The 24,630-nt window shown below is 33.7% G+C and carries 27 protein-coding genes; 8 read left to right on the top strand and 19 right to left on the bottom strand.

The genetic code is table 11. From position 1 onward, the window contains the following. Positions 1 to 25 precede the first annotated feature (25 nt). The 4 genes from Q0E86_RS00200 (at position 26) to Q0E86_RS00185 (ending at position 3,929) form a co-directional block, all read left to right on the top strand. On the top strand, positions 26 to 409 hold the full coding sequence (locus Q0E86_RS00200; protein ID WP_295753969.1) for a hypothetical protein: 384 nt from the start codon (positions 26 to 28) through the stop codon (positions 407 to 409). A gap of 61 nt (positions 410 to 470) precedes the next feature. Continuing rightward, positions 471 to 1,826: a transglutaminase-like domain-containing protein gene (locus Q0E86_RS00195; RefSeq protein ID WP_295753968.1), complete on the top strand. Its 1,356-nt coding sequence runs from the start codon at positions 471 to 473 to the stop codon at positions 1,824 to 1,826. Continuing rightward, a complete protein-coding gene (locus Q0E86_RS00190; RefSeq protein ID WP_295753967.1) occupies positions 1,819 to 2,529 on the top strand; it encodes a gamma-glutamyl-gamma-aminobutyrate hydrolase family protein in 711 nt (236 codons plus the stop codon). The genes Q0E86_RS00195 and Q0E86_RS00190 overlap by 8 nt, the downstream gene beginning before the upstream one ends. Continuing rightward, positions 2,529 to 3,929, top strand: coding sequence for a S10 family peptidase (locus Q0E86_RS00185; RefSeq protein ID WP_295753966.1), 1,401 nt, complete (start codon positions 2,529 to 2,531; stop codon positions 3,927 to 3,929). The genes Q0E86_RS00190 and Q0E86_RS00185 overlap by 1 nt, the downstream gene beginning before the upstream one ends. Positions 3,930 to 3,967: 38 nt before the next feature. Here the strand turns inward: Q0E86_RS00185 and Q0E86_RS00180 are convergent, their stop codons facing one another. Genes Q0E86_RS00180 through Q0E86_RS00155 form a run of 6 tightly spaced genes read right to left on the bottom strand, consistent with a single transcriptional unit; the run spans position 3,968 to position 9,172 of the window. Continuing rightward, positions 3,968 to 5,413 (bottom strand): nicotinate phosphoribosyltransferase, encoded by a 1,446-nt coding sequence (locus Q0E86_RS00180; RefSeq protein ID WP_295753965.1) that lies wholly within the window; start codon positions 5,411 to 5,413, stop codon positions 3,968 to 3,970. Positions 5,414 to 5,423: 10 nt separating this feature from the next. After that, positions 5,424 to 6,035 (bottom strand): cysteine hydrolase family protein, encoded by a 612-nt coding sequence (locus tag Q0E86_RS00175; RefSeq protein ID WP_295753964.1) that lies wholly within the window; start codon positions 6,033 to 6,035, stop codon positions 5,424 to 5,426. A 42-nt stretch (positions 6,036 to 6,077) separates the two neighbouring features. Next, positions 6,078 to 7,094, bottom strand: a complete 1,017-nt coding sequence (recA, locus tag Q0E86_RS00170; protein ID WP_003864270.1) for a recombinase RecA — start codon at positions 7,092 to 7,094, stop codon at positions 6,078 to 6,080. Beyond that, positions 7,076 to 7,570: a CinA family protein gene (locus tag Q0E86_RS00165; protein ID WP_295753962.1), complete on the bottom strand. Its 495-nt coding sequence runs from the start codon at positions 7,568 to 7,570 to the stop codon at positions 7,076 to 7,078. The genes recA and Q0E86_RS00165 overlap by 19 nt, the downstream gene beginning before the upstream one ends. Further along, positions 7,570 to 8,157, bottom strand: a complete 588-nt coding sequence (gene pgsA / locus Q0E86_RS00160; RefSeq protein ID WP_365914402.1) for a CDP-diacylglycerol--glycerol-3-phosphate 3-phosphatidyltransferase — start codon at positions 8,155 to 8,157, stop codon at positions 7,570 to 7,572. Before pgsA ends, Q0E86_RS00165 begins: the two co-directional genes overlap by 1 nt. Further along, positions 8,117 to 9,172, bottom strand: coding sequence for a RodZ family helix-turn-helix domain-containing protein (locus tag Q0E86_RS00155; protein ID WP_295753961.1), 1,056 nt, complete (start codon positions 9,170 to 9,172; stop codon positions 8,117 to 8,119). Before Q0E86_RS00155 ends, pgsA begins: the two co-directional genes overlap by 41 nt. An 87-nt stretch (positions 9,173 to 9,259) precedes the next feature. On the opposite strand from Q0E86_RS00155, the gene Q0E86_RS00150 reads away from it, so the two are divergent. Next, entirely contained in the window at positions 9,260 to 10,003 is a 744-nt protein-coding gene (locus tag Q0E86_RS00150) for a hypothetical protein (protein ID WP_295753960.1), read from the top strand. Beyond that, on the top strand, positions 10,000 to 10,494 hold the full coding sequence (msrA, locus tag Q0E86_RS00145; protein ID WP_295753959.1) for a peptide-methionine (S)-S-oxide reductase MsrA: 495 nt from the start codon (positions 10,000 to 10,002) through the stop codon (positions 10,492 to 10,494). Before Q0E86_RS00150 ends, msrA begins: the two co-directional genes overlap by 4 nt. Here the strand turns inward: msrA and Q0E86_RS00140 are convergent. The 12 genes from Q0E86_RS00140 to Q0E86_RS00085 form a co-directional block, all read right to left on the bottom strand. After that, positions 10,491 to 11,714 carry an NAD(P)/FAD-dependent oxidoreductase gene (locus Q0E86_RS00140; RefSeq protein WP_295753958.1) on the bottom strand — a complete coding sequence of 408 codons (1,224 nt, stop codon included), beginning with the start codon at positions 11,712 to 11,714 and terminating at the stop codon, positions 10,491 to 10,493. The two genes, msrA and Q0E86_RS00140, sit on opposite strands and share 4 nt — an antisense overlap. Beyond that, positions 11,708 to 12,517, bottom strand: coding sequence for a Cof-type HAD-IIB family hydrolase (locus Q0E86_RS00135; RefSeq protein WP_295753957.1), 810 nt, complete (start codon positions 12,515 to 12,517; stop codon positions 11,708 to 11,710). Before Q0E86_RS00135 ends, Q0E86_RS00140 begins: the two co-directional genes overlap by 7 nt. After that, positions 12,514 to 13,389 (bottom strand): YitT family protein, encoded by an 876-nt coding sequence (locus Q0E86_RS00130; protein WP_295753955.1) that lies wholly within the window; start codon positions 13,387 to 13,389, stop codon positions 12,514 to 12,516. The genes Q0E86_RS00135 and Q0E86_RS00130 overlap by 4 nt, the downstream gene beginning before the upstream one ends. Before the next feature lie 85 nt (positions 13,390 to 13,474). Continuing rightward, positions 13,475 to 13,897: a MarR family winged helix-turn-helix transcriptional regulator gene (locus Q0E86_RS00125; RefSeq protein WP_295753954.1), complete on the bottom strand. Its 423-nt coding sequence runs from the start codon at positions 13,895 to 13,897 to the stop codon at positions 13,475 to 13,477. A 4-nt stretch (positions 13,898 to 13,901) separates the two neighbouring features. Then, on the bottom strand, positions 13,902 to 14,963 hold the full coding sequence (locus tag Q0E86_RS00120; RefSeq protein WP_295753953.1) for a C45 family peptidase: 1,062 nt from the start codon (positions 14,961 to 14,963) through the stop codon (positions 13,902 to 13,904). 82 nt (positions 14,964 to 15,045) lie between these two features. Continuing rightward, positions 15,046 to 15,717, bottom strand: a complete 672-nt coding sequence (locus tag Q0E86_RS00115) for a Bax inhibitor-1/YccA family protein (protein WP_295753952.1) — start codon at positions 15,715 to 15,717, stop codon at positions 15,046 to 15,048. A gap of 81 nt (positions 15,718 to 15,798) precedes the next feature. Further along, complete coding sequence (locus Q0E86_RS00110) at positions 15,799 to 17,004, bottom strand: ATP-binding protein (RefSeq protein ID WP_295753951.1); 1,206 nt, start codon at positions 17,002 to 17,004, stop codon at positions 15,799 to 15,801. Between the two features lie 133 nt (positions 17,005 to 17,137). Then, positions 17,138 to 17,332, bottom strand: a complete 195-nt coding sequence (locus tag Q0E86_RS00105) for a PTS ascorbate transporter subunit IIC (RefSeq protein ID WP_117573687.1) — start codon at positions 17,330 to 17,332, stop codon at positions 17,138 to 17,140. Beyond that, the gene (locus tag Q0E86_RS00100) at positions 17,332 to 18,324 is read right to left on the bottom strand and encodes an SPFH domain-containing protein (protein ID WP_295753950.1); all 993 of its coding nucleotides are present in this window, start codon (positions 18,322 to 18,324) and stop codon (positions 17,332 to 17,334) included. Before Q0E86_RS00100 ends, Q0E86_RS00105 begins: the two co-directional genes overlap by 1 nt. 86 nt (positions 18,325 to 18,410) lie before the next feature. Then, the gene (gene aroD, locus Q0E86_RS00095) at positions 18,411 to 19,172 is read right to left on the bottom strand and encodes a type I 3-dehydroquinate dehydratase (protein WP_295753948.1); all 762 of its coding nucleotides are present in this window, start codon (positions 19,170 to 19,172) and stop codon (positions 18,411 to 18,413) included. Positions 19,173 to 19,645: 473 nt separating this feature from the next. After that, positions 19,646 to 19,993 (bottom strand): hypothetical protein, encoded by a 348-nt coding sequence (locus Q0E86_RS00090; RefSeq protein WP_295753947.1) that lies wholly within the window; start codon positions 19,991 to 19,993, stop codon positions 19,646 to 19,648. Positions 19,994 to 20,132: 139 nt separating this feature from the next. After that, complete coding sequence (locus Q0E86_RS00085) at positions 20,133 to 20,462, bottom strand: DUF3784 domain-containing protein (RefSeq protein WP_295753946.1); 330 nt, start codon at positions 20,460 to 20,462, stop codon at positions 20,133 to 20,135. 280 nt (positions 20,463 to 20,742) lie between these two features. On the opposite strand from Q0E86_RS00085, the gene Q0E86_RS00080 reads away from it, so the two are divergent. Further along, on the top strand, positions 20,743 to 22,026 hold the full coding sequence (locus tag Q0E86_RS00080) for a shikimate kinase (RefSeq protein ID WP_295753945.1): 1,284 nt from the start codon (positions 20,743 to 20,745) through the stop codon (positions 22,024 to 22,026). Between the two features lie 30 nt (positions 22,027 to 22,056). Next, positions 22,057 to 23,820: a serine hydrolase gene (locus tag Q0E86_RS00075; protein ID WP_295753944.1), complete on the top strand. Its 1,764-nt coding sequence runs from the start codon at positions 22,057 to 22,059 to the stop codon at positions 23,818 to 23,820. On the opposite strand, the gene Q0E86_RS00070 is transcribed toward Q0E86_RS00075, so the two are convergent. Then, complete coding sequence (locus Q0E86_RS00070; RefSeq protein WP_295753943.1) at positions 23,807 to 24,598, bottom strand: MerR family transcriptional regulator; 792 nt, start codon at positions 24,596 to 24,598, stop codon at positions 23,807 to 23,809. The genes Q0E86_RS00075 and Q0E86_RS00070 overlap by 14 nt on opposite strands. Positions 24,599 to 24,630: the final 32 nt, after the last annotated feature.

Raw genomic sequence — 24,630 nt, 5'->3', positions numbered from 1 at the left:
ATATTTAACAGAAACAAAAACTTTTATGCGCTACAATAAGAACATGAAATATAAAACGTTAGTGATGAAACAAATCGATGGACATACATATCAATATAGTATGAATGCGCCTTTAGATAACTTGAGTCCTATTCTTTCTTTTGATGAAGAAATATTAAGAGTGAATTTTGGCAATGAATTGGAATACTCCTTAAACTGTGCAAAGCGAAAAGAAGTCTTAAAAGATGGATTTTTACTAGAACCCAAAGACAATATGACACTTAGTGAATGGGCTCCTTTTTTCACGTTATCTTTAATTTTACAATATTATAAATCATACAGAAACCTACCCCCTATCTTAATGAGTGTAGATAAGGAAATGCAGGAAAAATACTCTCAGGAAGAATTAATTCGAAACTTATTTCAATAAGTTTCATTTTTTTATGTAATATTTTTCATAATAGGATATAATCAAAATGAGGTGAACTATTATGAACATGACAACATTAAACACGCCACTTCCAGAAGATTTGATGAAATTAAAATGGAACGGGCAATTTAAATTAATGCAGGAGATGATTGATTTGCGTCTTCAAAAAGATATTCCTGCCAAATTGAAGGAGCGTTTAGAACTTGAAAAAGAATTGATTTCTCGACTTCCAGAAGATTTTACGTATTCTAAAGAAGATGCCATCGCATTATTAAAATCCAACATTGAAGATTTTAAAGATGAAGAATTCGATGAATTATTCAAGGACAATGCGTTTGAATGGATCTTCATTGAAGGAAAATTGTATTTGAAAGACAATTTCTTCGAAAATCTAATTAAAGTGCGTAAAGCGTATAAGGATCGTTTAATTGAAAAAGATGGGGCTGCAAGTACTTTATTAGATGATGTAATGCACAAGATGAAGGAAGAAAAAGATGTTTACTGCAAGATTCATGTCAAAACAAGTTTGAAGGTGGATCCAGCCTTTCAAAAGCCAGGAAAAACCATTCGTGTTTGGCTTCCTATCCCAAAAGAATATGCGCAAGTTGAAGATTTTAAATTATTAAATATGTCTCATGAAGGTCTAGTCAATGATAACAGTGTAGATCAAAGATGTGTATATATTGAAAAGCCATATGAAAAAGATGAAGAATTCAGCGTGGAATATGAATTCATCAATCACATGCACTATGAAGAATTAGATCCAAGTATCGTAACGGATGAACATCCGGACACTTGTCTTGAAGAATATGCACCACATGTTGTATTTACAGATTACTTAAAGGATCTAGTTAAAGAAATTATTGGTGAAGAAACAAACCCATTATTAAAGGCAAAATTGATCTATAACTATATCACAACTCATGTGACATATTCCTATGTACGTGCTTATGCGACTTTACCATGCATTCCAGAATATATCACAACAGGATTAAAAGGCGATTGTGGTTTACAAGCATTGACATTTATCACTCTATGTCGTATTGCCGGTATTCCTGCCACTTGGCAAGCCGGACTTTATACAACACCTGAAACGATTGGTAATCATGACTGGGCAAGATTTTATGTAGCTCCTTATGGATGGTTATATGCCGATTGTTCATTTGGTGGCGGATCATATCGTGCTGGAAACTTGGAAAGACAAGACTTCTATTTTGGTTATTTAGATCCATTTAGAACGCCATGCTCATCTAAATTCCAAGGTGATTTTGTACCTGCTAAAAACTTCTTGCCAAATGATCCATATGACAATCAAAATGGTGAAATGGAATATGTAGATGAAGCGATTCCTGCAAAATATATTATGAAAGAGACAGAAAAAATTGAAATCACTCTTTTAGAGGATAAAAATGCATAGGCCTATTATCGGTCTAACTTGTAATGAATTAGATAAAGAAAATCTTCCTAAACAATTTATCAATGAAGCTTATATCAACAGCGTTATTCGTGCTGGTGGCTGCCCGGTCATTCTTCCCATCACAAATGACTATGATACAATTCAAGCTCAAGTCAATGTATTAGATGGATTGATTGTGACGGGTGGAATTGATGTAAATCCTATGATTTATAATGAAGATCCTGAACCACTACAAAAAGATTCAAGCTTAGATCGAGATTACTATGAAATGCGAGTATTAAAATATGCCAATGAAAAACAGATTCCTATCTTTGGAATCTGTCGTGGCATTCAAATATTAAATGTTTATTTTAAAGGATCTTTATATCAAGATCTATCGTATTGTAAAAGAAGCGTAATCAAGCATGCGCAACAAGAAAAAAGAGAAAATCCAAGTCATAAGATCCATATTGAAAAGGATAGTTTCTTATATCCAAGCTTAAGTGATGAAGCTTATGTGAATAGTTTCCATCATCAAGCCATTAAAGATTTAGCTCCAAATTTTAAAGTGGCAGCTAAAGCAAGCGATGGCATCATTGAAGCCATTGAACATGAATCTTTACCAATTTATGCCGTACAGTTTCATCCAGAAGCCATGTCCCATAAATATGGTGAGATGCAAGATATATTCAATGTCTTTATTAAGAAGTGTGAGGTAAAATAATGCGTATTCAAGAAAACTTAGAAAAATCAAAATATGAAGCCGATGGTAAAATCAATATCCAAGGAGTCTCAATTCCTTATCATACAATTTGCGAAGATAATTTCTTTGTAGATGAAGAAAACAATCCAGTCGCATCCATCTTTAGTTATGCCTATTTTAGAAGTGATGTTCAAGACAATTCTAAACGACCTATTCTATTTATCTATAATGGTGGTCCAGGATGTGCCAGTCTTTGGCTTCACATGGGATTGTTTGGTCCTAGAATTGTAAAATTAGATGATGAACTCAATCTTCCTACCGTTCCTCCATTTGAACTAGAAGACAATCCACACTGTTTATTAGACATATGTGATTTAGTCTTTATTGATCCAGTAGGAACTGGACTAGGTCGTTTGATTCAAGAAAAGGCAAGAAAAGAATTTTATGAAACACATGGCGATGTTCGTAGTGTTTCTAAATTCATTGAACAATTCTTAGCACGTTATAATCGTAGAAATTCACCAGTCTTACTTGCAGGTGAAAGCTATGGTACCGCAAGAAGCGCCTTACTTGCAGGTGAACTTATGGGTGCAGGTCCTGAAAAAGCGGATACGATGGGTATTAGTGTTAGTGGTATCTTCTTACTTGGTAGTTACTTTATTGAAAAGCTTCCTGTTGAAGCAAGTGCTACCGACTTAATCACAATGGCTGCCACAAATTATTTCCATAATCCTAAAGATGATATTTCACAAAAAGACTTTATTGAAGAAGCCTTTAAATTCGCATCTACTGAATATGTTACAGCCTTATTTTTAGGAGATGCTTGCACAAATAAAGAAGAGATTGCTGATAAATTAGCATACTATTCTGGTATTGATAAAACGTATTGGCTAAGACACCATCTACATATGGATATGCAGAAAGGTTTTGCACATAAACTATTAGAAGATAAAGGTTTAGCTTTAGGATTCTATGACGGTCGTTATACATGGAATGATGATCCAGAAATCATGGAAGCAAACGTCATTGCGGATGATCCTGCCATGGGACAATATACACCTGCATTCCAAACGGCATATGGATTGATGCGTCAAGAATTAAATATCACAAGTGATCGTATCTCAAAAGGCCTAGTCTTTGATGTAAATATGACATGGAATCGTGAATTTAAAACAAGTCCTGCCCAATCCTTAGCTGGATGTATGCGAAGAAACAAACAAATGAAAGTCTTCTTTGCCTCTGGTTTGTACGATTTATGTACAACGGCAGGAAATGCAAGATATTTAGCTACGCACTCTAACTTAGATCCAAATCGAGTTACTATTGGTGAATATCCAAGTGGACACATGGCTTATCTTGGTAAGGAAAGCTTTGACCTATTAGCCAAAGATATGCGTGCTTTCTTTGAAAGCTGTATTTAACACAAGAAACCGTCAAATTAAAATGACGGTTTCTTTTTTTATTTATACTTCTTCAACATTTCTAGCTTAAGATTCAATAGCTTTTCACTTAAGTCAACATAATATTCTTGTGGATATACAAAACGTTTGATTTCATCCCAAATTGTAGCCAATTCATTTTCACTATATGCACGAATTTCTTCTAGACTTGGTAAATCATAAACCAATTTACCATCTTTAAAGATTGGCACTAACATATCACGTACTGTATATGTGTTGGCAGGAATCACTTTATATTTCCAACGTGACATTGGATGATAAATGGTTAAATCTTTCGTTGTATCAATGACTTCATCTTCTAATGTCAATAAATCGGCAATGGCCATACCTGTTTCTTTATCCATAATACGATTTAAATTCTTCATACCTGGATTTGTCACTTTTTCAACATTGTCACTGATTTTGATTTTAGGAATCACTTGACCATCTTTTTCAATCGCCACCATTTTATAAACACCACCAAAGACTGGCGAATTCTTTGAACAAATCAAGTTTTCACCAACGCCAAACGAATCAATTTTAGCACCTTGTTGGTGAATCAAAGATTCAATGACATATTCATCTAAGGAATTGGATACAACGATCTTACAATCTTCCATACCCGCTTCATCTAACATTTTACGAACTTTTTTAGAAAGATATGCCATATCTCCACTATCGATACGAACACCTTTTAAACGATATCCATTTGGTTCTAGATAATCCTTAGCTACTTTAATGGCATTCACAATACCTGATTTTAAAGTTGAATATGTATCAATCAATAAAGTACATGCGTTTGGATATGTTTTGGCATAAAACATAAACGCATCATATTCTGTATCGAAACTTTGAATGAATGAGTGAGCCATTGTTCCTAATACGGGTACACCAAATTCTTTACCAGAATATGTAGTAGCACTTCCTGCACACCCTGCAATATAGGCAGCTCTAGCTCCTAGAATAGCTGCATCAAAGTTATGTGCTCGACGTGCACCAAATTCCATAACAGCTCTTCCTTCACTGGCTTGTACAATACGACGTGACTTTGTCGCAATTAAAGTTTGGTGGTTGATTGCCAAAAGTAATGCCGTCTCAACTAATTGTGCTTCAATAATTGGTGCTTTGACACGAACCAATGGTTCATGAGGAAATACCGGTGTACCTTCTGGAATTGCATAGATATCTCCTGTAAAACGTACAGTCGATAAATATTCTAAAAATTCTTCACTAAATTGATTTAATGAGCGTAAATAATCAATATCTTCTTTTTCAAAGTGCAAGTTAGAAACATAGTCTACAACTTGTTCTAAACCTGCAAATACACAATATCCCCCGTCATCCGGATTTTTACGATAGAATAAGTCAAATACGACTTCTTTGTCTTTATTGTCATTAAAGTAACATTGACTCATTGTGAGTTCATAAAAGTCCATGACTAAACTTAAATTTCTCTTATCTTTCATTTTTTAAATCTTACTCCCTTACTTCAGAAACAACTTGAATACCATTCATTTCCATCATTCTAAATGCGACATCATTAAAGAATGTAGCTTCATGTATTTCTGGTATATGATAGGTTTCTGTACAGTTTTCAACTACGATAATACGATATTCATTCATATTGTGTTCATTGAACCAAGTGTTTAAACTCAATACAAAATGAAGCACACAAAGATCTGTACAACAACCTGTCACAATTATATCACGATAATATTTCAAATCTGAATTTAGAAACTCTTCAAATTCAGGTGCCATAAACGTATTCGTACTATTCTTTTTAATGACATGTTTCACAAATGGCTTTAAAGAATCTACTACTTCAGATTCTTCACTACCAATTACGCAATGAGCTGGAAACGAATTGAATTCACGCGTCTTTGGTGGATGTGAATCACGCACAAAAACATTGTTGCAGTCTAAAGTTGTTAATAGAGTTTCAATATTTTTTTCAATACTACCAATGGCTTCATCGTGAAGTGGACCTATATTCACAAATCCCTTTATCATATCCACCACAAACACAACAGGATCCTTTAATTCATTTTTTTGAATTGATTTATAATTATTATTTTCTAAACGTGCCATATATATACCTCTAGATGAAAATAAGAGTTCTACACAGAACTCTTATTCTTCAACATCTTTGTTTGTTCTAAACTCCTTTAATTTCTCTTCAAGCATTGATTTGAATTCTGGATTTGCCTTGATGTAAGCTTTGGCAGCCTCTTTTCCCTGCCCAATCTTTTCGCCTTCATAACTGAACCATGCACCTGCTTTTTTTACAATATTGGCATCTACGCATAAATCTAAAAGTTCACTTATATAGGAGATTCCTTCACCATACATAATTTCTAATACAGCCGATTTAAATGGAGGAGCTACCTTATTCTTAACAATTTTTACTTTAACTTTATTACCTACAATATCCGTACCATTTTTAATGGCATCTGCCTTACGAATGTCTACACGAACAGATGAGTAGAATTTTAAAGCTCGACCACCCGGTGTTGTTTCTGGATTTCCATAGATAACACCAACTTTTTCACGAAGCTGGTTAATAAAGATGGCCGTACAATCATTTTGGTTCATTGCCCCGGCAAGCTTACGCATCGCCTTAGACATCATACGAGCTTGTAAGCCAACCTGATTATCACCCATTTCTCCATCTAATTCAGCTTGTGGAACTAAAGCTGCAACACTATCTACAACAACCAAATCAACAGCTCCACTTTCTACAAGCATCAACATAATGTCTAATCCTTGTTCACCTGAATCTGGTTGGGACAAAATCAACTCATCAATATTGACACCTAGATTTTTGGCATATACAGGATCAATCGCATTTTCTGCATCAATAAATGCAGCACGACCACCCTTTTTTTGAACTTCAGCTACGGCATGTAACGCAAGTGTTGTTTTACCACTGGATTCCGGACCGAAGATCTCAATAATTCTTCCCTTTGGATATCCACCAATACCCAAGGCATCATCTAAAAGTAAACTTCCTGAAGGAATCGGTTCAATATCAACGGCCGCTCTATCACCTAATTTCATGACAGAACCTTTACCATATTCTCTTTCGATTTCATTTAAAACATCACTTAAAAGTTTATCTTTATTTGTTTCTACTTTTTCTTTTGGCATATATTCTCCTTTTGAATTGTTTGAATCAATATATCTATCATCTGCATAACAACATGTTCTCTAACATCATTTCTAGATAAGCCTGTACATTGAAAACCATACACTTGAATAGCTTTTTTTGATGCGATTGCACAATATACTCTTCCCGCTGGTTTTTCTTCCCAAGCATCCGGTCCAGCATTTCCTGTAAAAGAAATACAATAATCCACATCCATAATTTGTCTTGTATTTTTAGCCATCGCATACGCACACTCTTCACTGATTACACCATGTTTTTGAATTAAGTCCACATCCACATGAGCCAATACACTTTTCATGGGTGTAAAATAAGTCACTAAGCCACCCTTTAACATGGCGCTTGCTCCAGGAATAGAAGCAATCGTACTTGTAAATAAGCCTGCCGTTAAACTTTCACAGCTAGAAATAGTCAAATGATTTTCTGTACATAAAGAAACTAGTTGTTTTGCATCATTCATTACATCGTCTCCAAAACGTATTTTTTTAATTGATTGAAATAAATCCATCCACTATATAAAGAAGCCGCTGTTGCTGCCCACAACAAAATTTGATCCATACAAATACCCATATAGACAAATGGCCAATCTTTCAACAATAAGAACACAAGCGCAAACATTTGTAGTACAGTTTTTAGTTTTCCAAAAATCCCTGCACTTACAACTTCACCAGAATTGGCAGCACTCATTCTTAAACCATCAACAATCAAGTCTCTTGCGATCATTAATAATACGGCAATCACATTGGCCTGATGAAAATAAACCATCAAGATCAATACGGTGTTGACTAACATCTTATCTGCGATTGGATCGGCAAATTTTCCAAATGAAGTGATCCAATTGTTCTTTCTCGCCAACATTCCATCAAAGAAATCCGTAATACTAGCCACCGCAAAGATCACAAACGCAATCACATCTCGCAAGGCTAAGCCACTTGTTTCATCAATCACACAAATAGTAGGATCCATACATAAATATACGGCTACGACCACCGGTACTAATAAAATTCTAATAATCGTTAGTCTGTTCGGTATATTCATTTTGGTCATATGTATAATCCCCCTCTTGTCCATAATATTCATCTGAGTAACCATAATCATAGTCACTATCATATTCCGAATATTCTTCAGTCTCCTTTTGATTTCCTTTACCAACCTGTAAAGTTATGACAGCAGGCTCACCCTCTTGCCAATCTGTTTTATCAAAAGAAATCTCTTTTCCATCAATCGTGATCGAGTTATCTGAATATGTTTCAATACTAATTTCAAAAGTACAATTCTCGGATAATTCTAAAGAATGTGTAAATGTACCTGTATATACTTTTGTGTCATCATTGATTGTTTCACCATCTTTTGTCAAAGTAATCTTTGACTTTGTTGGTAATGTAATACTTAAATCTAATTTTTTAACATCCGATTGTATATTTGAAAGCTGATATGCATTGGTTTCACCATCCATTTTTTCAACAACTAAAGCCTCTGCTTCCTTTGCCTTTTGACGTTGATTTGCCAATTTATTGGTTTCTTGCTCCTTTTTTGAAAGCTGTTCTTGACGCAATGCTTCTTGCGTAGCCAATTTCTGATTTGAAATGGCACGAAGCCCAAAATTAATAACAGATAAAACGCATAAACCCACGATTCCAATCAGGACAAGCACTTTGATCAATTGCGATTGATTTGTACTCAAAGAAGAACTAGTATGGCTTACATGTTTTTGAAACCACGATTTTTTCTTTTTAGTCGATGACTTCTTTTTCTTTTGAACACTCGCCATCTGCTGCACCATTCGTCTTTGTGCCATGGTCAAAGCCATATCTTTTTGATGAGCCACTTCATTAATATCCATGTCAACTTCATCAGCTATAGCTTGCCAATTTACACCAATGGCATCGCAATAGGCATGTACAAAATAACGAACAAAAGAAAAATCATCCGAAAAAACATCTAAGTTATGTTCTTCGATAGCTTGTATATATTGAGGCGCTAAACGCGTCTGATTCGAAACATCCTGAATGGAAAGTTTTAGGTTTGTACGACGTTCTTTTAAGATGTGATAATAAGCCACTAAAACTCCCCCTTTGAAGTTTATTATAACAAATAAAAGGAAAGAATACCATGTTGTGCTATAATTATTTGCGAAAGGATGAATGAAATGTCACAACTTAATTTTTCAATTGGAACATTTTCTCAATGCATGAGTTTTTCACCTCAAAATATAAAAATCGATAATTTTGAAGACTATACACTCTATTGTATTGACTGTGAAAATGTCCAGCAATTCGATATTAATACACTAAATGCCACAAGTCCTAGCGTATTCTTTTTCTTTGGAAACTTTGAAAAAATAGGACAAAAAGCATGGCAACAAATTTTTGCGATTGCCAAAGATTTTCCTAATTCCTATTGTTTCAATACACACCAAAGTCAAAAGAATTTTGCGGACATCTATTGTGCGACACTACTCGGTCAAATTGTTGCCAACGTCATACCTAAAAAAATTCTTCTTGTCACAAACGACCAAGGATTTCATGGCATTAAACAAGCTTTAATGTTTCAAGGCAAAGACATCGATATCGAAATCTTACAAACAAGAGATCCATTTTTATTGCCATTAAAAGAAGAACAGCCCAAACAAGTTCAAAAGCCAAAAAAACAACAACCATCAAACCAAAAGCCAAATGAGGCAAGTGATGAAGAGGTTTTAGAAGCCTTAAAAAAATATCCTAAAATCAAAACGCGCTATGCATCGATTGATGATTTAAGCAAATATTTAATGCCCATCTTAGCCAACAAACAAAAGAAGTGTAAACTTTCAAAATGGATTGAAAGTGATTACGCAAAAAAAGTGGGTCGATATAAAAAGGATTCGAAAGGAAAATATTATAAATTAAAATGATGAAAACAATTTATTTAGCAGGTGGCTGTTTCTGGGGTGTCCAACACTATTTTGATCAATTTGATGGCATCTTAAAAACAATCGTAGGATATGCGAATGGTAAAACTCAAAATCCTGAATATAAAGATGTGAAGGCAGGACTTACAGGTCATGCAGAAACTTTAGAAATTCAATATGACGACAAAACAATTTCACTATCTAAAATTTTAGATTTATACTTTGACATCATTGATCCAGTATCCATCAATCAACAAGGTGAAGATATTGGTATCTCGTATCGCACGGGTATTTATTATGTGGATGAAACAGATTTAGAAACGATTCAAGCCAAATATGATGAAATCCAAAAGAAATATGATTCAAAATTAGCTGTTGAACTTGAACCACTACAAAACTTTTTTAATGCCGAAGAATATCATCAAAAATACCTGGATAAAAATCCAGGTGCCTATTGTCATATTCCTGCATCAAAATTTAAGAAGGGACTTTAATTAGCCCCTTCTTTTATTGTGCTTCCTGCAACATATCCAGTTGTCCATGCGATTTGTAGATTGTATCCACCTGTTTGTGCATCCAAATCTAAAACTTCGCCTACAAACTTTAAACCCTTGATTTTCTTAGTCTCCATTGTCTGAGGCTGAATTTGATTTGTCTTGATTCCACCCACAGTAATCATAGCTTGTTCAAATCCGGCAAAATTAGAAATTTCAAAACTTAAACACTTCAACAATTCACTAATACTTCTTCTTTGGCTCTTTGTTGTTTCATTAGCTTTTAAATTCAAATCTATATGTAAACGTTCCATCACATATTGAACCAATCGCTTAGGAATCATTGTTTCTAAGATATGATTCAATTGTTTATTGGAAGCATGATTCATTCTCTCTAATAATAATGCATCTACTTCATCAATTGATTTATCACAAATTAAATCTAACAGTATTCTTTTGGCATCTTTATTGATCACATAACTCGACATCGCCAAAATTGCTGGGCCACTTAATCCTTCATGGGTAAATAAAATATCACCACATTCTTTATAAAGAACTTTTTTATCTTTCTTTATTTGAATGCCAACATTCGATAAAGATAACCCTGCCAAATCAAAGCCTTCTTTTGTTTGTAACGAAACCAATCCAGGATATAGATTACTCACTTTTATATCCAGTGCTTCTGCCCATTTATATCCATCTCCCCTACTTCCTGTGGATACAAATGATTTTCCTCCCGTTGCGACAATGACCACATCAAATGAATATGTTCCCTTGTGTGTTTTGATTCCAACAACTCTATCGTCTTCAACTATTAAATCTGTACACGCTTCATCCATATGAAGAATGACATTATTTTTGCGTAATAATTCAACAAACAATAAGACAACGTCTTGACTTGAATTTGATCCTGGAAACATACGTCCATGATCTTCTTCAATGGTAGGTAGTCCATGGGATTTCAAAAATTTGATCATATCTACATTAGAAAATTGCGAAAAAGAACTATATAAGAATTTTTCGTTGTGCACAACATGCTTAAAAAATTCATCCTTTGAACAATTGTTTGTCACATTACAACGCCCGTGACCTGTGAGTTGTAATTTCTTACCCAATTGTTTATTTTTTTCAAATAATTCTACTTGATGACCTTCTAGACTTGCCGTATAGGCAGCCATCAATCCAGATGGACCTCCTCCAATTACGCATACTTTTAGCATAGGATTCCACTTTCTTCTAAATAAATAGCTAAGCCATCATGCTCATTATCGTATTTTGTGATGGCATTGGCACAAGCCTTTGTATCATCTGTACCATTGATCATACAAACACCACAACCAGCTACTTTTAACATGTCATTATCGTTGGATGTATCTCCAAAGGCCATAACATCCTTTATATCTAAATCATTTAGTTCACATATTTTTTGTAGTCCATATCCCTTATTGATTCTTTTATCACAAAATTCAAGCAATGTAGATTGTGTTTTAAAACCATGATAATAAGGATTTGGATGTGCTTTTACCCAAGCCTCTGCCTTAGGCATATCTTCTTCTTTCATACGGAACATGATTTTTGCGTTTTCATGCGCATAGAAATCTTCTAATTTTACAACTTCCAATTCTTTATGTGATGTCGAAGCCGAATGAATCATCATATCATCAATATGAACACAACGAATCTTTCCATCCCAATATATCATTGGATTACATTCAACAACATTCATGATTTCCATGGTTTCTTTTAACCATTCCTTTTTCATCATGAAATAACTATAGAATTTTTGATGCACACCATCCCAAAGTTCTGCGCCATTCATTCCTACCACAAAATCAAAGTCAAAAGGTAGATTCCAATACTCTTTATTGCGCTTTAATTCATCAGCCGGACGACCTGAGGCAATCCCAAAATAAATTCCTTTTTCATGAAGCTGAATTAAATCGGCCTTTGTCCTTGGTGTCAATTCTTTCTTTTCATTAACTAACGTCGCGTCAATGTCACAAATTACTAGTTTTGTCGTCACTTTAAATCCTCCAATTCATATGTAAATCCTTCGCCATCCACTTCATGGACACTATTTACAATAATAAACGCTCTTGGATCCACCTGCATGATTTCATGTTCTAAATTCGAATACATTTTTTGTGGAATAACGATCATCAATACAGGTTTGGATTCATTTGTATATCCACCCTTACCTTCTAAAACAGTTACTCCACGTTGCATGTTGTCTAATACATGATTTTTAATTTCAACCCATTGATCTGAAATAACCATACAATTGATAGCTGTACTTGAACCAATTAAAATTGTTTTATCAATCGCAAAACCAGATGTGAATACGGATAAAACTCCAATCAAGGCAGGTTCTACACCATATGTAGACATTCCTAAAAGTACAGTTAACGCATCAATGATCATCACAGAATTTCCTGAAGAAATATGTGTATATTTATGAATCAATAATGCAGGAATATCCATTCCTCCAGTACTTGCGTTTACTCTAAAACATAGTCCTAAGCCAATACCTGAAATCAACCCACAATAAATACTTGCCAACATGGGTTGCATCACAAATGTATCTTTTGGAAATAAAGTTGTCACATAAGTCAACAAAGAAACGAAAAACGAATAACTAAATGTTGAAATCAATGATTTCAATGCGAATGCCTTTCCTAAAAAAATGGCTCCCACAATATAAAGTCCAATCATTAATATGTTGATCAACCATACCGATGGAATAAATGGCAACAATGGTTTTAATGCCACTGCCACACCGGCTACGCCTCCTGTTAATGTATTATTTGGTAAAACAAAAAAAGCAACGGATACTGCCACCATAAAATTACCTAATAATACAACCAATACATCTTTTACATAATTTGTTTTTTTCATAAAAACCTCCCCAAACGCCATCTATATTCTACCAAAAAAGAAGGCTTTATGAAACAAAAGAAAAAGCTGGATGTCCAGCTTATCTTTACAACATTTCTTTGGCGGTTTGTGTAATCAAATCAAACAATTCAATCACTTCGGGTTGTCTTTCATAACCAATCTTTTCAAACAACTGATCTACGATTCCTAATATTTTCTCATGTTGAGCTTTATAAATCTTAAGCATCGAATCATTTAATGTAATATAGATTTTACGCGTATCCTCTTCACTACGAATACGTGTAATCAAATTCTTTTTTTCCATACTTGTAAGCGTACGATTCATCTGCGATTTTTGCATGCGCATATAGTTACATAAATCGGTTGCCGTTACATTCGAATCTTGATTTTGATATAAATACCGACAAATCATCGATTCGTTGTAAGGAAGATCTGGTGTAATTCTCTCATTATTAATAACGGTTGTCATTTGAAGCCATGCTTCTAATACTTGTTCATTCTTTTTCATAGCACTATTCTAGCACAGAAATTGTGTATTTCGTATCATAATTTTGATTTACACAAATCGTGACCTTCTTATTCTTCAAATCATAAACACAAGACCATTGTGTTTTAGAAATTTCACCCTTTTTATTCTTATGCGCATCTTGCGAGCAATCCGATAAAAGCTGCATAGCCTCTTCCTTCGACAATACTCCATTTGTAGAATTTAGTTTCTCGTCAATAATTTGATAGCGGTCTTGACCAAAATTAAATTCTGCATCTGGATTTGTCAGTAAGAAGTTCGTAGCACATTGATAATTCTTATCTGGATATACTACTTTCATTTCATCATCCACATATTCTACGACAACACTCTTTCCAGAGGCATCACAAATTTGGAAGTGGTAACAACTATTGGCACTTGAATGCATATCATAAGAAGATAATAATTCTAATGCTTCATCGACATTTTTTGCCTTATCTAACATTAAACGAATAGCTGTTGTCGTTGTGATATCTACCTTTTTAGTATTCTGATTTGTAGGCTTTGTATCAATCAATAATACTCCTACCGCAAGACCTTTTTCATTCATTCCATCTAGTGGTGCATATGGTGCTGCCAAAGTTACCAATGAATCCTTTAATGTATCTGGTAAATGTTTTTCATCGTATCCCACAAACCCTAAATTCACCATTGAAACAGATGCATAACCATTTTTAGGCTTTGTCTTTACTAATACACTCGGTGAATAGTCCATGTCAAAGTTACGTCCAAACAAATATCCTGAATCTTTATTTTGGGCAATAAAAGTAGAACAACCTAAATCTGGAATCTTAATACTTAAAGGTAAGCCTTTCATTACGTGATTCACCACAAATTCCACAAGCTCTTTATCATTGCTGGCACCTTTTTCTAGAAATTCATCCAATCCATAATCTGCACTATACTCCATTGTATACATCGGATAAGCATCCACTTTCTTTAATGATTTTAACGAACTATATTCCTTATGAAATAGACAAACAATGCCAATTCCACATATCAATACTAAACATACTATTGTGATTCCTATTTTCTTTAATAATTTCATACATACTCCTTTAGTTCATTTTGTGAACTATTAAAGTATACAATATTAGTTTACATTGTCAACCATAAAAATAGAGATGAAATTAATCATCTCTACGTCCTAACAATCTTAAAATGTATAAGAAGATATTCAAGAAATCTAAATACAGCTGCAACGCCATATATAACGATATTTTTTCATCTTCATAGCCATTCAACATATAATTCATTTTTTGAATGTCCCAAGCCGTAAGTCCAGTGAACAACAATAGTCCTATCACGCTCCATAGACGTACGTCCATACTGACTCTAAAAAGCATAAAGAAGAATTGACTAAAGATCATCGCAATCAAACCAATCAAACAAATGTTTCCGACTTTACTAAGATCCATTTTAGTCGTCTTTCCAATAATAGCTAAACACGCAAAGTAGATAGCACTAATACCAAAGGCGGCTGCAATCTGTCCTGCACTATAAACATAAGCCAATGATGTCATATTGATTCCCATAGTGAGTGAATAAATAATAAACATCGTCTTCATACTAGAAGCGGGTGTATTGCGTGATAATTGACGTCCCATTGAAATCGTTAATGAAATTTGTACGATGAACAACAATAATGAAATCATTGGAATCTGAATAATAAACATGAATATTCCAGAAGCATACAATAATGCTGAAGTGATTGCCGTAATGCCAAGGCCTACCATCATCCAACTGTATACTTTGTATAATGAATTTGTACTTACTGAATTTGAATAGTTATTTGTATACATATGTAAATTTACCTCCTATTTGTAGAGTATTTTATGTTTTTTTCATATGCATTACAATGTACAACTCGATCAAATTGACTATTATATCCATCGATCTGTCAATAAAAAATCTTGTAAATGTACGATTTTAATTCCCTCATCATTTCCAACATCCAAATCATTTAAAGTTACAACATACTTAGGATAATTATCAGGAATATCCTTCAAATTCTCAGTTTCACGATCTGAATTTTCCGGTAATTGAACACAGACTTGTACATAGATCTTTTCATCTCTTAAAATAGCAACAAAATCGATTTCCTTAGTCCCTAATTTTCCAACATATACATCATAGCCTCGTCGTTTTAGCTCTAAATATACAATATTTTCCATTACGGCATCTAACATATTTCGATTATATCCAAACAGAGCATATTTCAATGAAACATCTGCCAAATAATATTTTTCTTGTGTTTTCAAAATGTTTTTGCCCTGTAAATCATATCGCCTACATGGATAAATGATAAAGGCTTGTTCTAACCATCTTAAATAATTATAGATACTTTCATTTGAAAGTTGTCGATTCTCACTCTTTAAAAATTTAGAAATTGAATTTGCCGAAAATGTTTTCCCTGTATTTTCTACTACATATCTAACAACACGATCAAATAATTCTTGTTTATGAATACGATGACGATTTACGATATCCCTAGAAACAACGGTATAATATATACCATTCACAATTTGATATGCCATATTGGATTCATACTCATTTAATGCGACAACAGGAAAACCACCAAAACGTATATACTCATTCAACAACTCTCTTTTTGACAATTGACTCTTAGATTTAAATTGTAAATACTCACTAAACGATAATGTGTATACAGGTATTTGTACATATCTTCCGGTTAGATAAGTTGAGATCTCACTTGACATTAATTTTGAATTTGAACCAGTCACATAAATATCGAAATTTCCTTTTTCCAACAAAGAATTTACAACCTTTTCCCATCCCGATATTTCTTGAATCTCATCCAAAATCAAATATGAATATACATTATCCTTTGTTACACAAACGAGTTCATCATACATTTGTTTAGCCGTAATATTCTGTGCAATATCCATATCTGTATATGTTTTAGTGATAATACATTTTTTGTCAATCCCAGAAGAAAGCAATTCTTCCTTCAACATATCAAATATTGTTGATTTTCCACAACGTCTTACACCAGATAAAATTTTCACTAAAGGTTGACCAATAAATGGAGTTATAGCTTCTATATATTTAGGTCGTTTAATTATCACAGTATCACCTTCTTTATTATCAGTATACCAAAATAAAGTTCATTATTTAATATGTTTTTAAGGTTTATCCTGTAAAACTTATGACTTTTATATACTTTTTCAAGTTAAAAAGAGAATGTATCTCTACACTCTCTTACTTGATATCCAATTCAATTGGCTCATCCATCGTATCACTGACATATTTGCCATTCTTTTTTCTTTGTTTCACGCACTCCGTCAACAAATATTCAATTTGTCCGTTGACACTGCGAAAATCATCTTCTGCCCATGAAGCGATTTGATCATATAATTTCTTTGAAAGACGCAAAGGAATCTGTTTCTTTTCCATTAATACAAGCTGCCAGAATTAACGACTGGCTGCGCATCATGGTTTCCACAAAGTACGACTAATAAGTTCGAAACCATAGCCGCTTTCCTTTCTTCATCTAATTCTACAACCCCATTTTCATTCAAACGATCCAATGCCATTTCAACCATGCCAACAGCTCCATCCACAATCATCTTACGCGCATCAATAATCGCACTTGCCTGTTGTCTTTGTAGCATAACTGCAGCGATTTCTGGTGCATAAGCCAAGTATGTAATTCTTGCCTCAATAATTTCAAGACCTGCATCTTTTACTTTACTTTGAATTTCATCACGAATTCTAGACGCAACCACTTCACTAGAACCTCTAAGACTTCCTTCATCAGCAATACCATCACCTGTTGTATCTACATTTTCAGCTACATCATAAGGATAAATACGAACAATATTACGTAATGCACTATCGCATTGTAAAGATAAATATTCCTTATAGTTATCCACATTAAATACAGCCTTTGCGGTATCTGTAACACGCCACATAACGGCAATTCCAATCTCAACAGGATTTCCTAAACAATCATTGATCTTTTGGCGATTGTTGTTTAAAGTCATGATCTTCAAAGATACTTTTTTAGAAACTATATCTTTAATGTCTTGTGCTTGGGCAATACTCTTCTTAGAACCATCATCCACATCTCCACTCTGATTTAATTTTGTCTTTGCGGCAGGATTCACAGCCTGACAAAATGGGTTCACATAATAGAAACCCGCATCCTTTAAAGTACCTACATATTTACCAAATAATGTTAAGACTAAGGCTTCTTGTGGCTTCAATACTTTTAAACCAAGAAATGGAATCCAACCAATACATAGCCAAACAACACCAATAATAAATAGTGGCCAAATTAATGCAGCACCAAGTATTGTCATTAATAATGCGACAATATATAAAACGATCCATAATATCATCATGGCCATGCCATTCTTTTTGTTGCTTAAAACTTTTTCTGTCATGATAAGCACCTCCTGATACACTTATGATATCATTTTGATATCTATTGTCAATAATAAAAAGGATGAGTTTCCTCACCCCTTAAAAATTATAAACTTTTGTGTAAAGTTTCAAGAACAGTTTTAAGTTCATTGACACCCATTTGACCTGGAGCACTCGCCTTTTTAGCTGCACCAAATGTCAAACAAGAACCAAATACTTCACCAGCTAAACGAGAAATAACACCTGTAGCTGCCATAGACATTGTGATGATTGGACGATCTGCATGTTCTTCAGCCATTTCATTTGTAGCTGATAATAATGTCAATACATCCTTTTTAGATTGAGGCATCACCGCAATTTTAGGAATGTCTGCACCTTTTTCTTGCATAGCACACAAACGAGAAATGATTTCTTCTTTTGAAGGAGTCTTGAAGAAGTCATGGTTAGACATAATGACTTTTACTCCATTTTCATGCGCTGTCGTTACAATCGTTTCAACTTCCTTATCTCCTGTATATAATTCAACATCTACTGCATCTACATAACCACTTTTGGCAACTGCACAATTTAATTCTACATAATATTCAGTAGACACTTCTAATTCTCCACCTTCTTTTTTAGAACGGAAAGTAACTAAGACTGGAGTTTCTTTAAATACTTCACGTAATTCTTTAGCCATTTCTACTACAGATGCAGTATTTTCAACTTGTTCAAACCAATCCATACGCCATTCAATAATATCAGCTGGTGTATCAAGAATGATTTTAGCTTGTTCTAAAACATCTTCTTTACTCTTTCCACAAATAGGAACACAAATCTTTGGTACGCCTGCACCAAATTCAACATTTTTCATTGTTACTGTATTCATTTTTTATTCTCCTTTATTCATATTTTTTGTATACGCATCAACTGACTACTCCTCACCACAAGCAGTGAGGATTCTTAACTGACAACATTATGCAGCAATCTTACATTATTTTCAAACTTTGGATTCCTGTCTTTCTGTTAGAGCAGTGAGCTCTACAAACAAGCACTACATTTAGCACATTAAATTGAATAAGATCCACTTCTTCTTTCCTTTTTTGATAGTCCCATCCTCATTATAGTTGTCTGGATTCATAGCTCTACGACTTCTGTCCATTTTCATTTAAAGAAACGTATCATTTATAATGCAACCATGAAAAACAGATATATACCTCCTGCTGTATATTCTTTCTGTAATTTCATTGTCCAAAACTCCAATATTGATTAAAGAAGAGATCAAAAATCGATCTCTTCTTTAATTTTCATATTGAATATAATTTCTTAAGAAAGTAACACCCGCTAAAGCTAATGCACAACCTAATCCTGAATAAAAGAAGGCGATAAAGATGTCTGGGAAAATTCCAGCTGCTCTAAATCCAATTCCTCCACCCCCATACAAGCCATGATCATATAGGCTTTTAAATCAAAGAAATGCCAGAGTGGACGTGTTGCTTCATATCCCATTATTCGTTTTGTGTGTTTCTTGCTCATTTTGAAAAACATCATTCCAAATATAGAGAACACAACAACTGTTAAAACATATAAATACCATTTAGATTCGATTACACGATAGGAAAGCACACCTAATCGTGCTACATTAAATCCGGCAATCAACCATACAATTCCAGCTATCAACAAAAGAGTTCTTTTCTTTACATGAAACATAAGCAGTTCCTCATAATCGTTCAATTTAGAACGTTTATATATATTATCTAACTTTCTGTCAATACTTATACCCAATCCTTTTAACTTAGAAATTTTCAATTTAACTTGGAAAAGTTAAAAGTAAAGTTTTTGCGTTAAATTACTTGATTAGATACTTTTCAAACGACTTTTCAGCATCCAAATGTACAGATTTAAAGAAAAGAATACCCCATATTATATAGATTGGTATTGCGATATAATCGGATATGAAACAAGAAAGAATAGCTCCTAGAAACAGAATCAATGCATATGTAAAACATTGATTTCGCATATCTAAAGAAATATATGCCTTATCATACTTTTCTGGATGATTTAATGTACTAAAACCAGAAACATACTTAGCTCCTTTTTCTTTTAATAGTGCAAACATTATTCCTATAATTAGAAACAAAACAGATAGTACAATACAAGCCATAAATCCAATATTCATAATTAGCTCCTTTCGGATAAATTGTATCACATCTTTTTTTGAAACAACTTTCTGCTTTTTACATTCATTTTCATTTTAGAGTTGCCAGTTTCAATGAAATGGTGTATTCTATGCGTATGAACACATCAAGACATTATTACTTTTACTTTAAATAGCCCTGAAAAAAAGCCATACGTATATGATGGTTATTTTTAAGTTTCAGGGCGTTACACAAAAGCATTTCTAATTCGAAATGCTTTTTTTAACATTTAAAGGGATGTTCTAGAAAAGAGGAAATGATATGAAATACGGATTGATAGGTGAGCACTTGGGGCATAGTTTCTCCAAACAAATTCAGACAAGAATCGCAAAAATAGAGAACGTAAAAGATTATGACTACCAATTGGTAGAATTAAATAAAGAAGAGTTCAAAGAATTTATGGAAAAGAAAGATTTCAAAGGAATCAACGTAACTATTCCATATAAAAAGGATGTCATTCCTTACTTAGATGAAATGGATGAAAGTGCCAAAGCCATTGGTGCAGTCAATACCATCATCAATGTGGATGGCAAATTAAAAGGATTCAACACAGATTTTGGTGGATTCTTATATATGGTTAAAGCACACAACGTACATATGGAAGGCAAGAAAGTATTGATCATCGGAAACGGTGGTGCTTGTGCTGCTGTTAAAGCCGTTTGCGAACACGAAAACGCAAAAGACATTGTGATCGTATCAAGAAGTGCTGATCATGGTGCCATTAGCTATGATGAAATGTATACATCGCATCTAGATGCGGACATTGTTGTAAACACAAGTCCAGTAGGTATGTATCCTAATATTGCGAATGCACCAATTGATGTTAGTTGGTTCCATAAATTAGAATGTGTATTAGATGTTGTATACAATCCAATTCTTACGCGTTTATGTTTTGAAGCCCAAGAAGCTGACATCAAGCGTGTGATTGGTTTGGAAATGTTGATTGCGCAAGCCAAATATACATTTGAGATTTTCGAGAACATGTCTTTTGATGATTCCATCATTGATGAAATCAAAAAGGAAATGCTGAAAGATCGTTGTAACATTGTATTGATTGGTATGCCTAGTGCTGGAAAAACCACAATTGGTAAAATGCTTGAAGAAAAGCTTGGAAAAGAATTCTTTGACTTAGATGACATGATCATTGCCAAAGCTGGAAAAAGCATTCCAGAAATCTTCCAGGAATCTGGAGAAGCTGGATTTAGAGCCATTGAAACCGAAGTTGCGATTGAAGCTAGTAAGATGAACAATAAAATCATCGCAACAGGTGGTGGTGCCATTAAACATAAAGTCAATATGGACTTCTTACGTTTAAACGGAATTACGATCTTCATTGATCGAGACGTTGATAAATTAATTAGTTCCGATCCAAATAGACCTTTATCAAGTTCTAAACTAGCCCTTCAACAAATGCATAAAGAAAGATACCCATTGTACCAAAAATATGCAGCTTATGTAGCTGTCAACAATGCGAATATTGAAGAAACGGTAGATGATATTGTGAATGCCTATCACAGCATTCTAATTGATGCCATTGCAGACTAACTACTCGTTTTCTTTTAAAGGAGAAATCATATGGAAAATCAAGTTACTCAATTATTAAAAGCTATGGTAAAACCAGACTATACAGCTTGCAGCTATGCATTCATGCAGGATGGAAAAATTGTATGTGCCGATGCGATTGGTGTTATTGATAAAATCAACAATCAACCCATCACGACGGATTGTACATTTAATGTTTGTTCGATATCTAAAATCTATTGCACTGTATGTGTCATGCAGTTAGTGGATGAAGGATTGATTCAACTCGAAGATAAAGTTGCCGATATTCTTCCTGAATTCACAATGAAAGATGAAAGATATAAAGATATTACAGTACGCATGTGCTTAGACCATTCAAGTGGACTTCCAGGTACGCAATGGAAACATTTTAGTGTAAATACAACTTTTAAGTTTGACTACTATTCTGAAGTATTAAACTATTTATCAAAAAGCACTCTAAAAGCAGATCCAGGAACCTATAGTACATATTGTAATGATGGCTTCACATTAGCAGAAATGGTCGTTTCAAAAGTTCGAAATATGAATTATGAAGATGTCTTAAAGAAATATATTACAGAAAAGATTGGCGCAAAAAGCACTAACACAAGCTATACAATCAATTCCAATTATCCTTTAGTTTCTGAAGGTAAGAAGCCAAAAGAATACTTCCCTATTCAAGGAGCTGGTGGCATTACCACTTCTATGATCGATCTATGTAAGTTTGGACAATTATTTCTAGAACCCAATTCAATTATTAGTGAAGAATCCAAAGCTTTAATGGCCAAATCCTGGGGTACTACGTTTCTAGAATCGGATCTAGGTGCCATTGATTTTGGCTTAGGCTGGGATCTAGTCAGACACCACGATCCAGATTATGATTTTGGTGATGGAGTTCTGGCAAAAGGTGGAAACAGCATGTTCTTTAGTTCAAGACTCATCATTGTTCCAAAATACAATGCCGTATTGGCATTGAGTGAAACACATGATTGTGGACTTGAAGTACCAATAACTTTAATGCGCCTATTCAATACGTATTTAGAACAAAATACATATCCAGACTATTCAGGCATTTATGCCCATGCCTTTGGCTTACAAAAAATCACAACCATCAAATCAAGTATGGTTGTGCAAGATAAAACAGAAAAAGGCTGGATGATGAGTGATTTGTTGGATTATAAATCTGGTAAATGGATCAATGAAAAAGGCAATCAAATCTTCTTTGAGAATGATTATCTTTTAAAGACAACGAGAAATCGTACAGTTGCGTTTAGTCAAAAAGCCAAGAAACAAGAATTAAATACGGTTTGGAAATCTCGATTAAATAAGAAATATATTGTGTGTGATACAACTTATTATGATATTGTCACAAACCAAATGTTATGCAGCGTAGAATTTAATAGGACAGAAGATACACTATCATTGATTGTACATGGCAATAAATCCGAACCGGTAGTATCTGAATTTCCAATTGAAGTCGTTGATGATGCACATGCTAAAAGCTATTTAAATACGCCTTGTAATGGTTCTAGAGATCGTATTGAACCTTATTTTGTAGATGGTAAGCTATATTGTGCTAGCTATACCTATATTTGTGAAGATGATATAGACTCCTATAATTCTCAATTGTTTGAAAACGAAAATAAGGTTTATAGAATCAACAACACATTAGAGACTCTACCAACTCTTTGTGAGAATCATCGAATTCTAGTATTAGACTCAAATGGAGATCTATACTATGATTCAATGGATGTCGAAGAATATAAACCGATTGAATCTGGATTTATCATCTTGGTTTAACCTTAACGTGGATGGAGGTAATATACTCCTCCACTTTTTTTGTTTCATGAATATCAATCAATAAAAATTCTAAGAAAGGACCTTCTATTGTATAATCGTGTTCTTGGATCCAATCTTTCATTTTATAAAACAATTGATTCGTTCGATCATAATCCCCTGTGTATGTATACGTACAATACAGACCTGAATCGAGAATAAAATCATACTTTTCTTCTTGTGTTAATACAAACACACTTGTATAGACATATTCATCATTTTTATATTCTACAATACTACCTGAATCCATGTTTCCTAATACAGAAATATCTTCTTCCATCGACTCAGTCAGCTTCGTCAATAAGAAATCGATTTTTTCATCTTGATCAATTTTTTCTTTTAAATACCGACAATATCTTTTGGGATAAGATTGAATTTCACATGTATTAAACTCAATATGTTTTGTATAATCTAAAGATTCAATGCGTGTTTGAATCGAATGAAGTGTTTTATTTAATTCTTGAATCTGTTTTTGGATCAATCTTTCTTCTTCCTTTAAAAACGCAATCGTATTATTTACACTGCGATTATCCAAATATTCCTTTATTTGAGAAGTATCATATCCAAGTTTTAAACAGTCACGAATAATATTTAAAATATAAATATCATTCAGTGTATATAATCGATAATTTGATTTCGAACGAAGAGGATGAATTAAGCCTACTTCTTCATAATATCTAAGTGAATCTGTCTTAATATTGTATAATTTTGCGATTTCATTGATTTTATAATATTTTTTCATACGACCACCCTTGACCTTAGTATTATACCAAG

It is taken from the genome of uncultured Holdemanella sp. (assembly GCF_934754935.1).
Lineage (GTDB): Bacteria > Bacillota_I > Bacilli_A > Erysipelotrichales > Erysipelotrichaceae > Holdemanella.
The sequence above is the reverse complement of the archived record's forward strand: the minus strand, read 5'-3'. Positions and strand labels throughout refer to the sequence as shown.

What these genes read in the sequence shown, in the direction of transcription:
- Q0E86_RS00200 (WP_295753969.1), top strand. Translation starts at nt 26, where the DNA reads ATGCGCTACAATAAGAACATGAAATATAAAACGTTAGTGATGAAACAA.
- Q0E86_RS00070 (WP_295753943.1), bottom strand. Translation starts at nt 24,598, where the DNA reads ATGAAAAAATATTATAAAATCAATGAAATCGCAAAATTATACAATATT.
- Q0E86_RS00080 (WP_295753945.1), top strand. Translation starts at nt 20,743, where the DNA reads ATGAAATACGGATTGATAGGTGAGCACTTGGGGCATAGTTTCTCCAAA.
- Q0E86_RS00190 (WP_295753967.1), top strand. Translation starts at nt 1,819, where the DNA reads ATGCATAGGCCTATTATCGGTCTAACTTGTAATGAATTAGATAAAGAA.
- Q0E86_RS00185 (WP_295753966.1), top strand. Translation starts at nt 2,529, where the DNA reads ATGCGTATTCAAGAAAACTTAGAAAAATCAAAATATGAAGCCGATGGT.
- Q0E86_RS00085 (WP_295753946.1), bottom strand. Translation starts at nt 20,462, where the DNA reads ATGAATATTGGATTTATGGCTTGTATTGTACTATCTGTTTTGTTTCTA.
- recA (WP_003864270.1), bottom strand. Translation starts at nt 7,094, where the DNA reads ATGCCAAAAGAAAAAGTAGAAACAAATAAAGATAAACTTTTAAGTGAT.
- Q0E86_RS00105 (WP_117573687.1), bottom strand. Translation starts at nt 17,332, where the DNA reads ATGGAAAAGAAACAGATTCCTTTGCGTCTTTCAAAGAAATTATATGAT.
- aroD (WP_295753948.1), bottom strand. Translation starts at nt 19,172, where the DNA reads ATGAATACAGTAACAATGAAAAATGTTGAATTTGGTGCAGGCGTACCA.
- Q0E86_RS00150 (WP_295753960.1), top strand. Translation starts at nt 9,260, where the DNA reads ATGTCACAACTTAATTTTTCAATTGGAACATTTTCTCAATGCATGAGT.
- Q0E86_RS00120 (WP_295753953.1), bottom strand. Translation starts at nt 14,963, where the DNA reads ATGAAATTATTAAAGAAAATAGGAATCACAATAGTATGTTTAGTATTG.
- pgsA (WP_365914402.1), bottom strand. Translation starts at nt 8,157, where the DNA reads ATGACCAAAATGAATATACCGAACAGACTAACGATTATTAGAATTTTA.
- Q0E86_RS00165 (WP_295753962.1), bottom strand. Translation starts at nt 7,570, where the DNA reads ATGAATGATGCAAAACAACTAGTTTCTTTATGTACAGAAAATCATTTG.
- Q0E86_RS00100 (WP_295753950.1), bottom strand. Translation starts at nt 18,324, where the DNA reads ATGACAGAAAAAGTTTTAAGCAACAAAAAGAATGGCATGGCCATGATG.
- Q0E86_RS00125 (WP_295753954.1), bottom strand. Translation starts at nt 13,897, where the DNA reads ATGAAAAAGAATGAACAAGTATTAGAAGCATGGCTTCAAATGACAACC.
- Q0E86_RS00140 (WP_295753958.1), bottom strand. Translation starts at nt 11,714, where the DNA reads ATGCTAAAAGTATGCGTAATTGGAGGAGGTCCATCTGGATTGATGGCT.
- Q0E86_RS00115 (WP_295753952.1), bottom strand. Translation starts at nt 15,717, where the DNA reads ATGTATACAAATAACTATTCAAATTCAGTAAGTACAAATTCATTATAC.
- Q0E86_RS00195 (WP_295753968.1), top strand. Translation starts at nt 471, where the DNA reads ATGAACATGACAACATTAAACACGCCACTTCCAGAAGATTTGATGAAA.
- Q0E86_RS00175 (WP_295753964.1), bottom strand. Translation starts at nt 6,035, where the DNA reads ATGGCACGTTTAGAAAATAATAATTATAAATCAATTCAAAAAAATGAA.
- Q0E86_RS00075 (WP_295753944.1), top strand. Translation starts at nt 22,057, where the DNA reads ATGGAAAATCAAGTTACTCAATTATTAAAAGCTATGGTAAAACCAGAC.
- Q0E86_RS00130 (WP_295753955.1), bottom strand. Translation starts at nt 13,389, where the DNA reads ATGAAAAAAACAAATTATGTAAAAGATGTATTGGTTGTATTATTAGGT.
- msrA (WP_295753959.1), top strand. Translation starts at nt 10,000, where the DNA reads ATGATGAAAACAATTTATTTAGCAGGTGGCTGTTTCTGGGGTGTCCAA.
- Q0E86_RS00180 (WP_295753965.1), bottom strand. Translation starts at nt 5,413, where the DNA reads ATGAAAGATAAGAGAAATTTAAGTTTAGTCATGGACTTTTATGAACTC.
- Q0E86_RS00090 (WP_295753947.1), bottom strand. Translation starts at nt 19,993, where the DNA reads ATGTTTCATGTAAAGAAAAGAACTCTTTTGTTGATAGCTGGAATTGTA.